Below are 18903 nucleotides of genomic sequence, written 5' to 3' on the forward strand. Positions count from 1 at the left end.
TTGCGATAATCACAAATATAATTATTTTATTTATTATAAATCGCTAATTTATGCTTTAAAATCGCAATAGGTTTGTGGTGTTAATTTTAAATTGGTAAATTTATGAAAGCAAAATATTTTAGTAAATCAAAAGAAGAACAAGAGTTTTTCTATGAATTAAAGAACAGAGTAAAGTCGAAACTAGAAGGAAAAAAAGTGAATTTTGGTGATTTCAAATTTTGGACAAAAGGACTATTTTGGACATTTATATGTTATTCATCATATTCATTTTTGTTTTTAAAATCAATAAATAAAATAGAATTTTGGTTATTATTTGTGGTTTTTCAACTTTCGGGATTATTGATTGGATTTAGTTTTGGACATGATGCTTCTCACAATACTGCATTTAAAAATAAAAAGTTAAATTCTATATTACATTTTTTTAGCTTTATGACAATCGGAATAGATCCGTTACTTTGGGGTTTGCGTCATATTCGCTCTCATCATCTATATGCAAACGTAGAAGGTAGTGATGTTGATATCGATAAAAATCCATTTTTAAGATTAAGTCCAACCCACAAATGGCAACCAAAACATAAGTTTCAAGCTTATTATGCACCAATTGTTTATATGTTTACCTTATTGCATTCAATTTTTATGAGTGACTGGGTTTATTTGTTTTCTAAAGAATATGATTGGATGAAAACTGGAATTTCTAAATTAGAATTGTATTTCCGTTTTATGTTGTATAAATTATTTTATTTTTCAATTGTTTTAGTATTACCATTAATATATATAGATTTTTCTTCAGGTTTTATTTTGTTAACGTATTTTACAGCAAGTGCATTAACATCCTTAATTTTCATAATTATGCTTGTTGGAACACATTTTTTTGATGGAGCAGAATATCCTGAACCTGAAGGAGAATTTCTCGAACACACTTGGGCCGTTCACCAACTTTCAACTAGTTGCGATTGGAATGCCAATGACAAATGGGCTCAGTTTTTAAGTGGTGGATCAAATTGTCATGCTGCGCATCATTTATTTCCTAATATATGTCACACAAATTATAGCGAAATAAACGAAATAATTCACAGAACCACTACTGAATATAATTTTCCTTACCATCATAAAACATTATTTCAGATGATGGTGTCGCATTTTAAACATTTAAATAAAATGGGGAAATTTTAATACTATCAATTAAAATATTCATTTAGTCTTTCGAAATTGCTATGAATCTCTGTTTAAAAAACTCAAAAATCCCATTTCAAACTAATGAAATGGGATTCTCTATAAATAAACCTTTAGTAAACTATAAGATTGATTACTCTTTTTTCTCCTCACGTGGAGGTCTTGGCAAAAGTGCTTTTCTAGACACTTTTTCTTTTCTGGTTTTAGGATCCAATCCTAAGTACTTCACTTGAAAAACATCGCCCATTTTAACCACATCGGCAACATTTTCAGTGCGTTCCCAAGCTAGCTCAGATACGTGTAATAAAACTTCGTTTCCTGGTGCATCAGTATATTCTACAACGGCTCCAAAATCTAACATTTTAATTACTTTTACTTCGTAAGCTTCACCCATTTGTGGTTTGAAGATGATCGAATCAATTTTCGCCAATACTTTTGCAATTCCATCTGGATCTGTTCCGAGAATTTCAACTACACCTTGTTCGTCCACTTCATTAATTACAATTGTACAACCTGTAGCTTTTTGCAATTCTTGAATCACTTTTCCTCCAGGTCCAATTAATGCACCAATGAAGTTTCCAGGAATGGTACGCATAATAATTTTTGGAGCGTGAACTTTAACGTCAGCATTTGGTTTAGCCAATGTTTCGATTAATTTTCCTAAAATATGCAAACGTCCATCACGAGCTTGAGCCAAAGCTTGCTCCATGATTTCGTATTTCAATCCGTCAATTTTGATGTCCATCTGGCAAGCTGTAATTCCTTCTGAAGTTCCAGTTACCTTGAAATCCATATCTCCCAAATGATCTTCATCACCCAAAATATCAGATAAAACTGCAAAACGTTCTCCGTCGGTAATTAATCCCATTGCAATTCCAGAAACGGGACGAATCATTTGAACTCCAGCGTCCATTAATGCTAATGTTCCAGCACAAACTGTTGCCATTGAAGACGAACCGTTAGATTCCAAAACTTCAGAAACAATTCTGATAGTATAAGGATTTTCTGCAGGAATCATATTTTTCAAAGCACGTTGCGCTAAGTTTCCGTGACCAACTTCTCTTCTTGAAGTTCCTCTTAAAGGTCTTGCTTCTCCTGTTGAAAATGGTGGGAAATTATAATGTAAATAGAATTTTTCTTCTCCTTGTTCAGATGGTGAATCAATTTGGTTGGCTTCTCTAGAAGTTCCTAAAGTAGCTGTTGCCAAGGCTTGCGTTTCTCCACGTGTAAATAAAGCTGAACCGTGAACTGATGGTAAATAATCTACTTCACACCAAATATCTCTGATTTCGGTAGTTTTTCTTCCGTCCAAACGTGTTCCTAAATCTAATGTTACGTTACGAACTGCTTCTTTATTGGTTTTGTAGAAATATTTTCCAACTAAACCTGCTAAATCGGCATTTTCAACATATTCTTCCTCTGTAAACAACGATTGTGTTTCTGCTTTTATTTCTGCAAATGCAGCCGAACGTTCTTGTTTAGCGGAACCTTTGCTTGCAATGGCATAAATTTTATCGTACGCATATGCTTTTACTTTGGCGTAAACATCTTCGTCCGTTTTTTCAGTTTCGTAAGTACGAACTTCTTTTTTTCCAAATGCATTTGCCAATCGTTCTTGAGCAGCAATTTGTACTTTAATATGTTCGTGAGCAAATTTAATTGCTTCTAACATTTCTGCTTCACTAATTTCTTTCATTTCTCCTTCTACCATTGCGATAGAATCGGTTGAAGCACCAATCATCATATCAATATCTGATAATTCTAATTGTGCACGTGATGGATTGATGATAAATTTACCATCAATTCTTCCAACTCTAGCTTCAGATATTAAAGTTTCGAAAGGAATGTCAGACAAAGCTAGTGCTGCCGAAGCTGCCAATCCTGCCAATGCATCTGGCATTACATCTTCGTCATGAGACATTAACTGAATCATCACTTGCACTTCTGCATGGTAATCTGATGGGAAAAGCGGACGCAATACACGGTCAACCAATCTCATTGTTAATACTTCGTTATCGCTTGGACGTGCTTCTCTTTTAAAGAAACCTCCAGGAAAACGTCCTGCTGCTGCAAATTTTTCGCGATAATCTACCGTTAAAGGTAAGAAATCAATACCTGGACTTGCTTTTCTAGACGATACAACTGTTCCTAAAATTACAGTTTTACCAATTCTTACTACTACAGAACCGTCAGCTTGTTTGGCCAAACGTCCTGTCTCGATTGTGATGCTTCTGCCATCACCTAAATCGATTTTTTCTACAAATAACTGTGGAATCATAAATTTTCCTTTTTAATTTTACATTGGTTTTCTGCCTGTCAGCAGAGTAGTTGTGTTGTTTATTCTGAACTAATTTCAGAATCTGGGTTGTTGTGTTCCAATGAAAAACTAAACTTTTTTAAAAAATAGCCAAAAGCTATGAGGCAAAAGGCATTAGTTTGGAGTATAAATGCTCCTCCTTATTTTGGCTATTGGCTTATGCCTATTGCCTTTTTTGAATAAAAAAAAAGAGGCACTTGCGCACCTCTTTTCTATTGATTATTTTCTGATATTCAATTCTTTGATGATCTCACGATATCTGTTGATCTCAGTTTTCTTCAAGTAATCTAGTAAAGCTCTTCTTTTACCTACTAGCAATACAAGTGAACGTTCTGTGTTGTAATCGTGACGATTTTTTTTCAAGTGTTCTGTCAAGTGCGAAATTCTGAAAGTGAACAATGCGATTTGAGATTCAGATTTACCTGTGTTTTCTGCTTTTCCTCCGTGTTTAGCGAAAATTTCCGCTTTTACTTCTTTAGTTAAGTACATTTTAATATCTTTTAAATGATTAGGATGTATAAATACGTTTTTCGTATTCGAGTGCAAAATTACACTTTATTTTTGAAGTAACAAGAAAAAACCTTAAGAAGTTTATAATGGTTTTCGAGTAGAATAAAACTCATAAATTTTTTAATCATATTTATGATGCTTGTTCATATGCTTCTAATATGTTTTTTAATGAATTTATATCTTCTGAAGTATTGAACATGTGTATTGAAACTCGTATAGAATTTCCTCTAACCGACACGTATATATTGTTCTTTTCTAATGCTGCCAACAGCATATTTAAATCTAATGATGTTGGTAATGAAATTCCAAACAAATGCTTGCTTCGATAATCAGTTTCTTCAATAGAATAATTGCTTTTTTCTAAAAAATCAACCAATGGTTTGCTAATGTTTTCGCAATAATTAGTTATGTTTTGAACACCCCAATTCAATAATTGCTCAATGGCTGTATTGAGCATTGGCAAAAGTATAAAATTACTATATTCTCCAACATTATATCTATTCGAACCTTCTTTATATTCGTTTGTATACTGTGTAAGTTTGGTAAAATCTTCCGCATTGGAACGGTTTAACCAAGCTTCTTCCAAAGGAATTCCGTTGGCAAATCGATTTCCGAAATAGGCAAAGCCAATACTGTATGGTCCTAAAAGCCATTTGTAGGCAGCGCAAACCAAAACATCTATATTGTATAATTGAACGTCAATAGTTGCTACACCAACAGACTGAGTTCCATCGACTATAAATACAACATTGTTTTCAATACATTTTTGGCCAATCGATTTCAAGTCAAATTTGGTTCCATCTGTCCAATGAACAGAAGAAATGACAATTGCAGCAGTATTTTTATTTATGTTTTTAAGAATGGCACTATTCCAATCCCTTCCTTTTGTGTTTGAATTGATGGGTTCTTGAATAATTTGGAGCTCTTTTTTATGATTGTCACACCACTTTTTTATTTCATTGTAACCACTTGGAAACTCATTCCCAACTACGATTGCTTTATTGCCGTTTTGCAAAGGTAAATTTGCAATAGCAGATGCCAAACCATAACTTACAGAGGGAATTATTGCAATGTTCTGAGAAGGTGCATTAATAAGTTTTCCAATATTTTGTTTGGTTATTTCCGCAAGTTCAAAAAAATGAGTTGTTTTTATCAAAAATGGATTGCGTTTCAAAGTCATTCCATTTATTCCTGATTCTTCAACAGATTTTAGTAATGGCGACATATAAGCGCAATTTAAATAATGCACTCTGTCGTCCAATTGAAATAAATGTTTTTGGCTCACCATTATTTATGTTTTAATACCGTTTAACTTAAATTGGTTTAATAAAGTTTCGCAATTTGTTCATTTACAAACTCTAAAAACCTTTCATCAGCTTCTGTAAATGGATCTAAAACATTCGAATCAATATCAATTTGTCCAATATTTTGCCCGTTGACAAATAATGGAACTACGATTTCAGATTTTACTGTAAAACTACAGGCGATATAATTGTCTTGGGCTGCCACATCTGGAACTACAAAATTCTCGTTGGAAACTGCTACTTGTCCGCAAATTCCTTTTCCAAAAGGAATAACAGTATGGTCAGTTTCAGCACCAACATAAGGGCCCAAATGCAAAGTTTTGGTTTCGTGATTGGCAAAATAAAATCCAACCCAAGTATAATATACTATATTTTGTTCTAAAAGTTGACAAATTTTCAATAATTTTTCGTCTCTTGTTATCGTAGAATTTGTTGTAATTTCTATTACTTTTGGTTGTAATGCTTCGAAAGTCATATTTTGTATTTTTATGCAAAAGTATTTAAAGCTGGTTTTAATTTTTACATAAATTTGTTAAAAATTTCATTTTGGAAAAATATTTTATTCAATACAAACCTTTTTTGCTTTTTCTGGGAAAATTTTTCTTGACCTATTTGGTTCTCACAATAATTTACAGATTGTATATTGCTAATACTTGCGATGATTGTATCGATGGAATAACTAAAAATGTTTCCATTCTAACCGAAAAATTTTCAAGTTTAATAGGCTTCAATTTATCAGTGATTAGCGATAATAATCAATACAAAATTATTGTAGAAAATAAAGTCGTAGCCAGAATTGTTGAAGGTTGCAATGCTATGAGCGTTATTATTTTATTTATTTCATTTGTGATAGCTTTTTCTGGAAAATGGAAGCAAACCATTATTTATGTTTTTTTAGGAAGTGTACTTATTTATTTTTTAAATGTTTTAAGGATTATTTTATTGTCCATTTTAATATTTCATTATCCTAATCAAGAAAACATACTACACGGTGTGGTTTTTCCTTTACTTATTTATGGAGTAGTTTTTATTTTGTGGGTCATTTGGGTTAATAATTTTTCAAGATATGCTAAATAAACTCTTTAATAACAAAATTGAAATATTACAAATTATTATACTAATTGGTTTTTTTGTCATTGTTCGTGCTTTTGAAAATCAATTGTTTTACGACCCTTTTTTAGAATATTTTAAAAGTGAAATACCATTGGTTTACCCAAAATTTGAGCCTGTAAAATTGTATTTTAGTTTGTCTATAAGATATTTGATTAATGCAATTGTTTCAATATTAATATTATATGTTATTTTTAAGGATTTAAATTTATTTAAATTTTCGATGTTCTTGTATGTTTTATTTTTTATAATTTTAACTATAGGATTTTATATTTGCCTGAATTATTTCGACGAAAGTCAGAAAATGATTCTTTTTAATATTAGAAGATTCATCATTCAACCTATTTTTATATTGATTTTTATTCCTGGGTTTTATTTTCAAAATCAATCAGAAAAAAAATAACAAAGCATTAGTATTTAGCATTCAAGTAATTAATTAACTTTGCAAAGTGAAAATCAGAAAACATATCTGTATATTTTTGGCCCTCCTGCTATTGGTTCCCAATGTTGGATTGGCTTTGAACGTGCACTATTGCGGTGAAAATATTGCTTCTGTATCATTAGAAAATTTTTATCAAAGCAATAATTTAGAAATTGATTGTTGCGGAAAAGAGATTAAAAAATCTGCTTGTTGTAATGATAAAAAGATAAAAATCGAAAAAAAATCAGACAATTCGATTGTTAAAATTTTTTCTTTTGAAGTACAACAGCCATTTAATATTGCTGAATGGAAATCAATTGAAGTTAGTAATCTTTCCAATTTTAAAAATAATCCAATTTCTAATTTTGGATACTACGCGAATGCTCCACCGCTCTATAAACTATATTCCCAATACATTTTCTACGCCTAATTTTAATGTTTGAATCGACTTATCGAATTTTAAACATTAAATTATTATATGAAAACAATTATTTTGATTGTTGTTTTTTCATTCTCATTTTCTCTTTTTGCACAAGACACTTTGCAAGCAGTAAAAATTGAAGCGCAACGAAAAAAACTTCAAAAATCATTACTCAAAACTACCAATACAACCGTTTTGTCAAGCAAAGAATTGCTAAAAGCCGCTTGTTGTAATTTGGCCGAAAGTTTCGAAACAAACCCGTCTATCGATGTTAATTTTTCGGATGCCTTAACTGGAACCAAACAAATAAAAATGTTGGGTTTAACATCTCCATATTTATTAATTGCAGAAGAAAATATTCCATCTGTTCGAGGTGCTTCCCAAGCTTATGGATTGTCATTTACACCTGGAACTTGGGTCGAAAGTATACAAATAACCAAAGGTGCTGGAAGCGTAATTAATAGTTTTGAAAGCATTTCAGGACAAATAAATACCGAATTAATTAAGCCAATAAAAGACATTCCGTTTTTCTTGAATGTTTATGGGTCAACCGATGCGCGTTTTGAAATTAACACCCATTTAAATAAAAAAATTTCAGACAAATGGGCAACCAGTTTGTTTGTTCATGGAAACAACAGATTGTCTAAAAACGATATGAATAATGATGGTTTTCTTGACAATCCACTGGGAAATCAAATTAATATATTAAACCGTTGGCAATATACCAATGCGGAAAAAGGTTGGGTTAGTTTTTTAAATTTCAGATACATGAATGATGAAAAACAAGCTGGTCAGGTCGATTTTAATCCCAAAAACGATAAATTTACAACCAATTATTGGGGTTCAGAAATCAATACAAAACGTTTTGATTTCTCTTCAAAAATAGGGTATGTCTGGCCGGAAATTCCATATCAAAGCATTGGTTTTCAAAATGCCTACAACAGCCACAATCAAGAATCCTATTTTGGATTGAGAACCTATAATATTAAACAAAATAGTTTTTATTCGAATTTGATTTTCAATTCTATCATCAATAATACATTGAATAAATTTTCTACTGGATTAAATTTTACTTCGGATGTATATGATGAATTTGTAGATACCAATGATTACAGCAGAAAAGACAATTCGATTGGTGCCTTTTTTGAATACACTTACGACAATACCGATAATTTTAGTATTATTTTGGGTGGCAGATTAGATTATCAAAACAGAATGGGCGTTTTTGCTACGCCGCGTTTGCATGCTCGATACAATCCTTGGAAAGATGGCGTTTTAAGATTTTCTGCTGGAAGAGGCAAACGCTTGGCAAATATTTTTGCAGAAAATCAACAACTTTTTGGAAGTTCTAGAAATTTTAATATTTTAGATAATTCTGGCAAAACTTATGGCTTAAATCCAGAAATTGCTTGGAATTATGGGTTTGGATTTTTGCAAAAGTTTCCCGTTTTTAATATGAATGCCGATTTCTCTGTAGATTTCTACAGAACTGATTTTCAAAATCAAGTAGTTGTCGATTTGTTTCAAACAGCCCAACAAGTAGATTTTTATAACTTGAAAGGCAATTCGTTTGCCAATAGTTTGCAACTGGAATTCAATTTAGAAATTATAAAACATTTAAATTTGCGTACGTCTTATAAGTTTTATGACAACAAAACAGATTATAATAGTGGAACATTCCAACGACCGTTGCAAGCGCAAAACCGTTTTTTTACAAACTTAGAATTTGAAACCCATATCAAAGAAAAAGGACAACAATGGAAATTTGATTATACCTTTAATTGGATTGGAAAACAACAACTACCTATTACTACATCTAACCCAATTCAAGATCAATTGCCCAATTTTTCACCTTCTTTTTCACTGATGAATGCACAAATAACTCGAACTTTTTCTTCTAAATTTGAAATGTATTTGGGAGCAGAAAATTTTGGAAATTACACACAAAAAAAAGCTATCTTAGGATCGGACAACCCGTTTGGAACAAGTTTTGATAGTTCAATATTATATGCACCGGTTTTTGGACAAATGTATTATGCTGGATTGCGGTTTAAAGTGAAATGATTTAAATTTTAAAATCAATTTCAAAAATCAATTTCAAATTAAAAATAAATAAACATGAAAAATATAATTTTAATAATGCTAGTGTCTTTTTTAGGTTTTTCTTCAAATGCACAAGAAGCAAAGAAAAATAAAAATGCAAAATATAGTTTTGAAGTAAATGGCAATTGTGAAATGTGTCAAAAACGAATTCAAAAAGCAGCTTTAGGCATTTCTGGCGTTAAATCTGTGGCATGGAATATTGAAACACATCAGTTGGATTTGATTTTGAACGAAGAAAAAAGTCAAGTTTTAGATGTAAAAAAAGCCATAGCCAAAGTAGGTCACGACTCCGATGAAATTAAAGCAACAGAGGAAGAATATAAAAATCTTCATGGGTGTTGTGTTTATGAACGAAAATAAAATATATCTGGGATAGTTTTTTTATTTTTAATTAAATGTTAAAGAGTATTTTCTGAACATATTAATATTTAAATTTGCAATATGAAGTTATTAATCAAATTGATTGTATTGGTTTTTGTTTTATTTCAGTTTTCATCAACTATTATTTATTTGATTGAAAATGAAAAAGACAAAGATTTTACAATTGATTTGGTAGATGAGGACCAAGGCAATTCAAAAGAAATTAAAGAAGTAAAAAAAATTAAAAATGATTTTATTGCAAACAACAGTAGATTTAATAATTTTTGTTTGTTAAAATCTTCAATAAAAATTCAATCTTTTTATTTATTAAAAGATTACAAAATTTCTTCGTCAATAATTATACCACCACCAAAAGAAGTTTAAAAATATTAGTAAACTGCATTAACAATGCAGCGAATTACATTTTTTAAATTTTAAGGTATTATGACAAAAAAAATCAATCTTTTTGCAAACCTTAAATCCGATTTTGCATCGGGTTTAGTGGTTTTTTTGGTAGCACTTCCATTATGTTTGGGAATAGCTTTGGCGAGCGGCGCACCACTGTTTTCGGGTATAATTTCGGGTATTATTGGTGGCATAGTAGTTGGATATTTAAGTAAATCTCACTTAAGTGTTTCAGGACCAGCAGCTGGTTTAACAGCTATAGTATTAACGGCAATTACAGATTTAGGCGCTTTTGATATTTTTTTAACAGCCGTTTTTATTGCGGGATTAATTCAATTAGTACTCGGATTTATAAAGGCTGGAACTATTTCCAACTATTTTCCAACCAACGTAATTGAAGGCATGCTAGCTGGTATAGGAATTATAATTATTTTAAAACAATTGCCACATGCTTTTGGGTACGATAGCGATTTTGAGGGCGATGAATCATTTTTTCAAATAGATGGTAACAATACTTTTTCATCAATATTTAGTATTTTTAACCAAGTTCAACTTGGTGCTATAATCATTACAATTATATCATTAACCATTTTAATTGCTTGGGATAAAATACCATTTCTAAAAAAACTTAAATTGATTCCTGGAGCATTGGTAGCCGTAGTTACAGGAGTTGTTTTAAATCAAATTTTTATAGCTTCAGGAAGTACTTTGGCTATAGAAAGTAAGCACTTGGTTTCTTTGCCCATTCCTTCCAATTTCGAAGAATTTAAAGCCATTATTATGACACCAAATTTATCTGGATTTGCAAATAGTAAAGTTTGGATTACAGGTGTAACCATTGCCATAGTTGCTTCTATAGAAACATTACTTTGCATTGAGGCATCAGACAGAATGGATGTGCAAAAACGATATACAGATACAAATGTAGAACTAAAAGCCCAAGGTATTGGCAACATGATTAGTGCACTTCTTGGTGGTTTGCCCATGACTTCTGTAGTAGTTAGAACATCAGCCAATAATAATGCAGGCGCAAAATCTAAAATGTCAACAATTATTCATGGGGTTTTATTGCTCATAAGTGTTTTGGCAATTCCTATAATTTTGAATAAAATTCCATTGGCAACTCTAGCAGCCATATTACTTTTGGTTGGATATAAATTGGCAAAGCCAAAAACTTTAAAACACTTTTGGGATAAAGATAAAATTTTTCAATTCATCCCATTTGTTGCCACACTTGTAGCAGTCGTTTTTACAGATTTATTAAAAGGCGTAGCTTTAGGAATGATTATCAATGTTATTTTTATTTTGATTGGAAATTCAAAACGAGCCTATCATTTTAAAAAAGAAAATTATGCGGATGGCGATATTATTCATATCGATTTGGCTCAAGAAGTTTCTTTTTTGAATAAAGCAGCCATAAAAGCAACTTTGAACGATATTCCAGAAAACTCAAAAGTGATTATTACAGCTCATAACACCGTTTATATTGCCCATGATATTTTAGATTTAATTCATGAATTTAAAACTACGAGGGCTATCCACGAAAATATTAAAGTAAAACTTAAAGGTTTTAAGGCCGCTTATAATCTTGAAAATACAGATCAAGAACAAAATAAGGTAACCTTTGAACATTATTATGATGCTGCAAAACGTAAAACAATAAAAAAAGAAATTTTTACTGAAGAAATACCAGATTGATTAAATTTTTAAGGTTATAAAACTTATTTTTATACCAATATATTTTAATAATTAATTTTAAGAAAAACAAATGGACGATTTTTATAAAAAAATATTAGATAACAATAAAACTTGGGTGGAAACTTCCTTAGCCAAAGATCCTAATTATTTTGAAGATTTATCAAAAGGACAAACACCGCCTTTGCTTTGGATTGGTTGCTCCGACAGTCGAGTGCCTGCCAATGAAATTATTGGAGCAAAACCAGGAGAAGTATTTGTACACAGAAATATTGCCAATATGGTAGTGCATTCAGACATGAATATGTTGAGTGTTTTGGACTATGCAGTCAACGTTCTTAAAGTAAAACATGTATTGGTTTGTGGACATTATGGTTGTGGTGGCGTGAAAGCTGCCATGGGTAATGATTCTATTGGTATAATTGACAACTGGATTCGGCATATAAAAGATGTGTATCGTTTGCATGATAAATATTTAAATTCTATTGAAAATGAATCAGACAGATTTAATGCTTTTGTTGAATTGAATGTAAAAGAACAAGTTTTTGATTTATCGAAAACATCGATTGTACAAGCAGCTTGGAAAAGTGGTCAAGAGTTAACTTTGCACGGATGGGTTTATGGATTAAATTCTGGTTTTGTAACCGATTTGAATGTAAATATTAGCTCGAACAAAGATTTGGACGATGTGTATCAACTAAATTTTGGGTAACCATAATTTAGTATAACTTTAATATGGCTAATGTACTAATTTTGGTACATTAGCCTTTTTTTAATAAGTATTTAAAAATGTATGGAAGATTTTAATTGGATGCAATTGCTCAACCCAGAATTTTATATTTTGTTGGAGTTTGGAAGTGTAAAGGTGGGTTTAATTGTAATTTTATTTATAGTTTTTGCAGAAACTGGCTTATTGGCTGGTTTCTTTTTGCCTGGCGATAGCTTGCTTTTTTTGGCGGGAATATATAGCGAAACTTTGATGCAACAAATATCCTTAGGAAACGATTTTCTAAATGTGACAGTCCTTGCTTTGTTGGTCGCATTAATGGGAATAATTGGCAATATGGTAGGCTACTGGTTCGGATCGAAAAGTGGATCTTATTTGTTTAATAGGAGTGATAATTTTCTATATAAGAAAAAATATTTGTACGATGCCAAAGCTTTTTTTGATAAATACGGTAGTAAAGCCATTGTTTTTGCAAGGTTTATTCCTGTGGTAAGAACATTTACTCCAGTAATAGCTGGTATTGTTTCCATGGAAAAAAAGAGTTTTATGTTTTTTAATACTTTAGGTTCTTTTCTTTGGTCGTTTTCAATGATTTTTGCAGGACATTATTTGTACCAATTGTTTTTAGAAAAGTTTCATATTGATTTGAAACATTATATTGAATATATTGTCATTGGAATTGTTCTGGCTACCACATTGCCAGTTTTGTTGAAACTACTAAAAAAACAAAAAGTTTAAAGGAAGCAATAATTTTGATTGTAGCCCTGATGGAAGTGTAAATCCTGTCATTGCGAGGAACGGGCGCCATCAAATCGTAAGATTGCTTCGTTCCTCGCAATGACAGATTGGAGCGCACAGCAGGATTAATGATTAATAGAAATTGGATGTTTGTGCTCCAAAAATAAAAAATCCGTACTGTTATAAACAATACGGATTTTTTGTATTTTGAAAAGCTATAAATTTTACATCATGCCTGGCATACCACCACCGTGAGAATGTCCGGCAGCGCTTTCTTCCTTAATTTCTACCAAAGCACACTCTGTAGTTAGAATCATACCGGCAACTGAGGCAGCATTTTCAAGTGCTACGCGGGTTACTTTTTTAGGATCAATAATTCCAGCTTTTAGCATGTCGACATATTCATCTGTTTTGGCATTATAACCAAAATCGCCCGAACCTTCTGCTACTTTTGCAACCACAACAGATCCTTCCAAACCAGCATTTTCGACAATAGTTCTTAGTGGAGATTCTATGGCGCGAGATACAATTTGGATTCCAGTAGCTTCATCTGGATTGTCAGCTTTTATGGAAGCCAAAGCGCCTTTGGCACGCAACAAAGCTACGCCACCACCAGCAACTATGCCTTCTTCGACTGCGGCACGAGTGGCATGCAAAGCATCGTCGACACGGTCTTTTTTCTCTTTCATTTCAACTTCTGAAGCGGCTCCAACATAAAGGACAGCAACTCCTCCAGCTAGTTTAGCCAAACGTTCTTGCAATTTTTCTTTGTCATAATCTGAAGTTGAAGCTTCCATTTGACCTTTGATTTGATTGACACGATTTTTAATCAGATCTGCTTCGCCAGCACCACTTACTATCGTTGTATTGTCTTTATCGATCGTAACTCTTTTTGCTGTTCCAAGCATTTCGATGGTTGTATTTTCCAAAGTAAATCCTCTTTCTTCAGAAATTACAGTTCCTCCTGTTAAAATAGCAATATCTTCCAACATAGCTTTTCTGCGATCGCCAAAACCTGGTGCTTTTACGGCTGCAATTTTCAATGCACCACGCAATTTATTGACTACCAATGTTGATAGTGCTTCACCATCTACATCTTCCGCAATAATTAATAATGGTTTTCCTGATTGTGCCACTGGCTCTAAAACTGGTAACAATTCTTTTAAAGAAGAAACTTTTTTGTCATACAATAATATGTAAGGACTTTCAAGTTCGGTTTCCATTTTTTCTGGATTGGTCACAAAATATGGAGATAAATAGCCTCTGTCAAATTGCATTCCTTCTACGACATCTACGTAAGTGTCTGTTCCTTTTGCTTCTTCGACAGTAATTACACCTTCTTTACCCACTTTGGCGAAAGCATTGGCAATTAATTCGCCAATTACTTCATCATTATTGGCAGAAATAGAGGCAATTTGTTTAATTTTTTCAGAATCGCTTCCTACCACTTTGGCTTGTTTGCCTAAATCGGCAACTATGGCTTCAACAGCTTTGTCGATACCGCGTTTTAAATCCATAGGATTTGCGCCTGCAGCAACGTTTTTTAAACCTTCTTTAACAATTGCTTGCGCTAAAACTGTTGCAGTTGTAGTTCCATCTCCAGCCAAATCATTGGTTTTTGAAGCTACTTCTTTTACCATTTGAGCGCCCATATTTTCCAATGGATCTTCAAGTTCGATTTCTTTTGCAACGGTAACACCATCTTTAGTTACTGTTGGACCACCAAATGATTTTCCAATAATTACATTACGACCTTTTGGTCCAAGGGTTACTTTTACTGCATTTGCCAATGCATCAACGCCACGTTTTAATCCATCGCGTGCTTCAATATCAAATTTTATATTTTTTGCCATTTTTTTATTGCTTTATGCAGAAGACTTTAAGCTTTATGCTTGTGCTTACTGCGATTATTTATTTTGTTGTGACAGGATTGAGTTTCCAAAATGCCTTAAAACTTGGAAATTATATATTTAGATTATAGCTAGAATTTTTAGTTCACTCATTATTAGATAATCTTTGCCTTCAAGTTTCAATTCTGTTCCTGCAAATTTATCATAAAGAACTGTATCACCAATTTTTACGGTCATGGTATGGTCTTTCGTGCCATTTCCAACTGCAATGACTGTTCCTTTTTGAGACTTTTCTTTTGCGGTATCTGGAATGTAGATTCCTGAGGCAGTTTGAGTTTCAGCTGCAACTGGTTCTATTAAAACTCTATCTGAAAGTGGTTTAATGTTTAATGCCATTTTTATAAAAATTTAATTGTTTTTAATGATTTTAATAATTCAGAAATTGTGCCAAGCCTTTATAACTGACATTTTTTCTTAAAAAAAATGCCAGCATTGTCAAGCTGGCATTTAAATATTGATATTTGCTATTATTTTTTTGGTTCTTCCGAAGTAACTGGTTTGGTAGTTTCTGTAGTTGCTGGCTTTTCTGCAGCTGGAGCAGTTTGAGGTGCTTTTTGAATAGCCGGAGCTGCAATTGAACTTTCATCTATTACTTTTGAACCTGAATCACTCAAGTTTCCTGTGAAACTTAAACCTGATAATAGTATTAAAACTATCAGTGCGCCAGAAAGATACCATGTGCTTTTATCTAAAAAGTCTGTTGTTTTTTGTACGCCACCCATTTGAGTTGAACCACCTAATGAAGATGAAAGTCCGCCTCCTTTAGGGTTTTGAACCATAATGACTACGATTAATAGGAAACAAACTATTGTGATTAAAACTAAAAAAATTGTAAATGTGTTCATTGTTTAATTATTATTATTTTGTTGCAACATTTTTATGTCTGAAATTCGGATTGCAAAGAAACTACTTTTTTCTGGATATTTCAAAATTAATATTTCATAAGCTTGTATTGCTTTGCTATATTTTTTTTGTTCCAAATAAACTTTGGCTAGTGTTTCAGTCATTAAATAAGAGGTTTCTTCTTCTTTAATAGCAATTGTAGGTATAAAAGATTCTTTATTAACGGGTGAAATTTTTGGATTTGCCTCTATAAATTTGTCGATAATTTCCAATTTATTGTTCAAATTATTTTCGGGCAATTTAATTTGGTCTGTATTTTCTACTCTAACAATTGGTCTCGCTTTTGATAATTGTAGCCATTCTTCAAATGAATGTGTTTCAGAATGATCAAAAGTCAATGGTTTTCCGATTTCAAGTTTTTCGGATATTACCAAATTTTCTTCTTCAATATTTGAAGATTCTGTTTGAAAATTTTCTGCAATTGCAACTATTTCTTCTTCTACTTTTTCTTTGTTTTCATTTACTTCTACAATTAAATTAGATTCGGTTATAGAGGAAATAATAGATTTTTCTAAACTGCTTTCCGCTTTTTTATCATCCAGAGTTAAGCTGTCAACTACATTTATATCTAATAAATTTGCTTCTTTTTCTTCATAAAAACCTTTTTGAATGCCGATGAAATTTTCTGAGGTGATTAAGTCAAAAAGTACAGTTCTATCTGTAGTAAATGCCGCCGTGTTTTTTAAATTTTGATTGTATTTAAAACTATCTTGTTTGTATAAACCTTTTAAATGTAAACTTCTAGCACTTTGAAAATATGGAAAATCCACTAATATTTTTTCCAAAGAAATGACCTGCTGAAAATTTATAGTGTCAGGTTTATTGAGTAAATGTGTATATTCTGCTACGTTCATTTATGTTGGTTTTAAACTTTTGTTATCCTTGTAGATTATTAAATAGACTTACCATTTAGCTAGCGAGTCGTTAAACATATCTTGCGTAATTCGCTCAAAAATTTCGCTTAAGGCTGTTTTCAATGCGGATCCTACAAGTTGTTGGTTTCCAGCATAATCTACAAAAAATGAAAAACGTTTTTCGAAATCATCTTCTGGCTTATTTTTGTTTGAAAATTTTAAATTTACAGTTACAGAAAGTCTTGTTTGTGCAGCAGTTATGTCTGCGGTAGCGGCCATAGGGCTGAATCTATAATCGACAATTTCGCCTTCATAAACCAAATCTCCATCAGTTGGCGTTAAGTTCAAATTGGTTTGATTTTGAATCAAATCTTGTAATCGAAGTGTAAAATCTCTATCGATTCCTGGCTCGATTAATTCAGATACATTTTGAAAATAGTTTACCTGAAAGGTTTTTGCATCTATTTTCCCGGTTCCAGTAAAATTATAAACGGAGCAACTACAGAAAAATATTAGTACAATCAGTAAGAATATATGCCTTGTTTTATTCATTATATTTTTTAAGATTTATTTTTTTTCAGTCCAAAATGGTTGACTCAAAGATATCCAAAATACTAATTTATCATCAATTAAAGATTAAACTGTTTTATTTTTCTATACAATGTTCGTTCGGAAATTCCTAATTCGTCAGCGGCAGCTTTGCGTTTGCCTTTGTTTTTTTCTAAAGATTTTTTGATCATTTCGATTTCTTTTTTATCGAGTTTCAAAATTTCTTCTTCTTCAACAGTTTCTGCAAACAAGTAGTTTTCTTCATTTTCATCAAAATCATTATCCTCTTTATTTTCATAAGTTGAACTTACGGGATTTTCTTGAAAAGAAATTTCACTTTCATTTTCTTTGGAACCATAAATTTTCTGAATCAAATTTGGATTTATTTCTTGCACTTTAGCCGAACCATTTTTCATTAATTCCAAAGTGAGTTTTTTTAAATCATGCAAATCGCTTTTCATATCAAAAAGTACTTTGTACAAAATATCTCTTTCGGTACTAAAATCACTTTCAGATTTTTTTGCCACAACTGATGGCAAATTGGTACCTTCTTGTGGCAAATAGGACAATAATGCATTTCCAGTAACATCGCGATTGGTTTCCAAAACAGATATTTGTTCCGCCATGTTTCTCAACTGACGAATATTTCCACTCCAACGAAATTTCTGTAAAACAGAAACTGCATTGTCATCCAGTTTTAACGGAGGCATTTTGTATTTGTGGGCAAAATCGGCAGCAAATTTCCTGAACAACAAATGAATATCTTCTTTTCTATCACGCAAAGGAGGCAACATAATATCGACAGTACTTAATCTGTAATACAAATCTTCACGGAATTTACCTTTTTCTATAGCATCAAATAGGTTGACATTGGTGGCAGCCACAATTCGAACATTTGTTTTTTGAACTTGACTTGAACCTACTTTTATAAACTCGCCATTTTCCAATACACGAAGCAATCGTACTTGAGTTGTTAATGGCAATTCGCCCACTTCGTCCAAAAAAATTGTTCCTCCATCGGCCACTTCAAAATAGCCTTCACGCGTGCCAGTTGCGCCAGTGAAAGCGCCTTTTTCGTGACCAAAAAGTTCGCTGTCTATGGTCCCTTCTGGAATAGCACCGCAGTTTACAGCAATATATTTGCCGTGTTTTCTGTGTGATAATGAATGAATTATTCTAGGAATATTCTCTTTTCCAACGCCACTTTCGCCCGCAACCAATACCGAAATATCCGTCGGAGCTACTTGAATGGCTTTTTCTATTGCACGATTTAGTTTAGGATCATTTCCTATAATTTCGAATCGTTGTTTTATTGATTGTACTGTTTCCATATTATCATTGTTAGGCACGAAGCAATCTCATTATTTTTATTTTTCGCCACAGATTAAAAGGATTTTCACAGA

Annotated in this window: 20 protein-coding genes; 10 read left to right on the plus strand and 10 right to left on the minus strand. The window is 32.0% G+C overall.

Annotated elements, in window-relative coordinates:
- Positions 1–102 precede the first annotated feature (102 nt).
- A complete protein-coding gene (locus tag RMN92_RS05145) occupies positions 103–1173 on the plus strand; it encodes a fatty acid desaturase (protein WP_309608394.1) in 1071 nt (356 codons plus the stop codon).
- 133 nt (positions 1174–1306) lie between these two features.
- On the opposite strand, the gene RMN92_RS05150 is transcribed toward RMN92_RS05145, so the two are convergent.
- The 4 genes from RMN92_RS05150 to RMN92_RS05165 form a co-directional block, all read right to left on the minus strand.
- Entirely contained in the window at positions 1307–3451 is a 2145-nt protein-coding gene (locus tag RMN92_RS05150; RefSeq protein WP_309608395.1) for a polyribonucleotide nucleotidyltransferase, read from the minus strand.
- A 258-nt stretch (positions 3452–3709) separates the two neighbouring features.
- The gene (gene rpsO, locus RMN92_RS05155; RefSeq protein ID WP_151106673.1) at positions 3710–3979 is read right to left on the minus strand and encodes a 30S ribosomal protein S15; all 270 of its coding nucleotides are present in this window, start codon (positions 3977–3979) and stop codon (positions 3710–3712) included.
- Positions 3980–4130: 151 nt separating this feature from the next.
- The gene (locus tag RMN92_RS05160) at positions 4131–5288 is read right to left on the minus strand and encodes an aminotransferase class V-fold PLP-dependent enzyme (RefSeq protein WP_309608396.1); all 1158 of its coding nucleotides are present in this window, start codon (positions 5286–5288) and stop codon (positions 4131–4133) included.
- Between the two features lie 35 nt (positions 5289–5323).
- Positions 5324–5779, minus strand: coding sequence for a GAF domain-containing protein (locus tag RMN92_RS05165; protein ID WP_309608397.1), 456 nt, complete (start codon positions 5777–5779; stop codon positions 5324–5326).
- A 71-nt stretch (positions 5780–5850) separates the two neighbouring features.
- On the opposite strand from RMN92_RS05165, the gene xrtF reads away from it, so the two are divergent.
- The 9 genes from xrtF (at position 5851) to RMN92_RS05210 (ending at position 13284) form a co-directional block, all read left to right on the plus strand.
- The gene (gene xrtF / locus RMN92_RS05170; protein ID WP_309608398.1) at positions 5851–6381 is read left to right on the plus strand and encodes an exosortase family protein XrtF; all 531 of its coding nucleotides are present in this window, start codon (positions 5851–5853) and stop codon (positions 6379–6381) included.
- Complete coding sequence (locus RMN92_RS05175) at positions 6371–6817, plus strand: exosortase F system-associated membrane protein (protein ID WP_309608399.1); 447 nt, start codon at positions 6371–6373, stop codon at positions 6815–6817. The genes xrtF and RMN92_RS05175 overlap by 11 nt, the downstream gene beginning before the upstream one ends.
- A 46-nt stretch (positions 6818–6863) precedes the next feature.
- A complete protein-coding gene (locus tag RMN92_RS05180) occupies positions 6864–7265 on the plus strand; it encodes an HYC_CC_PP family protein (RefSeq protein WP_309608400.1) in 402 nt (133 codons plus the stop codon).
- 48 nt (positions 7266–7313) lie between these two features.
- A complete protein-coding gene (locus RMN92_RS05185) occupies positions 7314–9320 on the plus strand; it encodes a TonB-dependent receptor plug domain-containing protein (RefSeq protein ID WP_309608401.1) in 2007 nt (668 codons plus the stop codon).
- Between the two features lie 54 nt (positions 9321–9374).
- Positions 9375–9719, plus strand: a complete 345-nt coding sequence (locus tag RMN92_RS05190) for a cation transporter (RefSeq protein WP_309608402.1) — start codon at positions 9375–9377, stop codon at positions 9717–9719.
- Positions 9720–9800: 81 nt separating this feature from the next.
- A complete protein-coding gene (locus RMN92_RS05195; protein WP_309608403.1) occupies positions 9801–10103 on the plus strand; it encodes a hypothetical protein in 303 nt (100 codons plus the stop codon).
- A gap of 60 nt (positions 10104–10163) precedes the next feature.
- Positions 10164–11822: a SulP family inorganic anion transporter gene (locus RMN92_RS05200; protein ID WP_309608404.1), complete on the plus strand. Its 1659-nt coding sequence runs from the start codon at positions 10164–10166 to the stop codon at positions 11820–11822.
- A gap of 70 nt (positions 11823–11892) precedes the next feature.
- Positions 11893–12531 (plus strand): carbonate dehydratase, encoded by a 639-nt coding sequence (can, locus tag RMN92_RS05205; RefSeq protein WP_309608405.1) that lies wholly within the window; start codon positions 11893–11895, stop codon positions 12529–12531.
- 81 nt (positions 12532–12612) lie between these two features.
- Positions 12613–13284 (plus strand): VTT domain-containing protein, encoded by a 672-nt coding sequence (locus RMN92_RS05210; protein WP_309608406.1) that lies wholly within the window; start codon positions 12613–12615, stop codon positions 13282–13284.
- Positions 13285–13508: 224 nt separating this feature from the next.
- Here the strand turns inward: RMN92_RS05210 and groL are convergent, their stop codons facing one another.
- The 6 genes from groL to RMN92_RS05240 all read right to left on the minus strand — a co-directional run bounded on the left by groL (position 13509) and on the right by RMN92_RS05240 (position 18831).
- Positions 13509–15137, minus strand: a complete 1629-nt coding sequence (gene groL / locus RMN92_RS05215; protein WP_309608407.1) for a chaperonin GroEL — start codon at positions 15135–15137, stop codon at positions 13509–13511.
- 117 nt (positions 15138–15254) lie between these two features.
- Entirely contained in the window at positions 15255–15530 is a 276-nt protein-coding gene (gene groES, locus RMN92_RS05220; protein ID WP_309608408.1) for a co-chaperone GroES, read from the minus strand.
- A 131-nt stretch (positions 15531–15661) separates the two neighbouring features.
- Positions 15662–16039 (minus strand): preprotein translocase subunit SecG, encoded by a 378-nt coding sequence (gene secG / locus RMN92_RS05225; protein WP_309608409.1) that lies wholly within the window; start codon positions 16037–16039, stop codon positions 15662–15664.
- A gap of 3 nt (positions 16040–16042) precedes the next feature.
- Positions 16043–16951 (minus strand): tetratricopeptide repeat protein, encoded by a 909-nt coding sequence (locus RMN92_RS05230; RefSeq protein WP_309608410.1) that lies wholly within the window; start codon positions 16949–16951, stop codon positions 16043–16045.
- A gap of 48 nt (positions 16952–16999) precedes the next feature.
- Positions 17000–17503, minus strand: coding sequence for an LptE family protein (locus RMN92_RS05235; RefSeq protein WP_309608411.1), 504 nt, complete (start codon positions 17501–17503; stop codon positions 17000–17002).
- Between the two features lie 77 nt (positions 17504–17580).
- The gene (locus RMN92_RS05240) at positions 17581–18831 is read right to left on the minus strand and encodes a sigma-54 dependent transcriptional regulator (protein WP_309608412.1); all 1251 of its coding nucleotides are present in this window, start codon (positions 18829–18831) and stop codon (positions 17581–17583) included.
- Positions 18832–18903 lie beyond the last annotated feature (72 nt).

Source organism: Flavobacterium sp., assembly GCF_031363805.1.
GTDB lineage: Bacteria > Bacteroidota > Bacteroidia > Flavobacteriales > Flavobacteriaceae > Flavobacterium.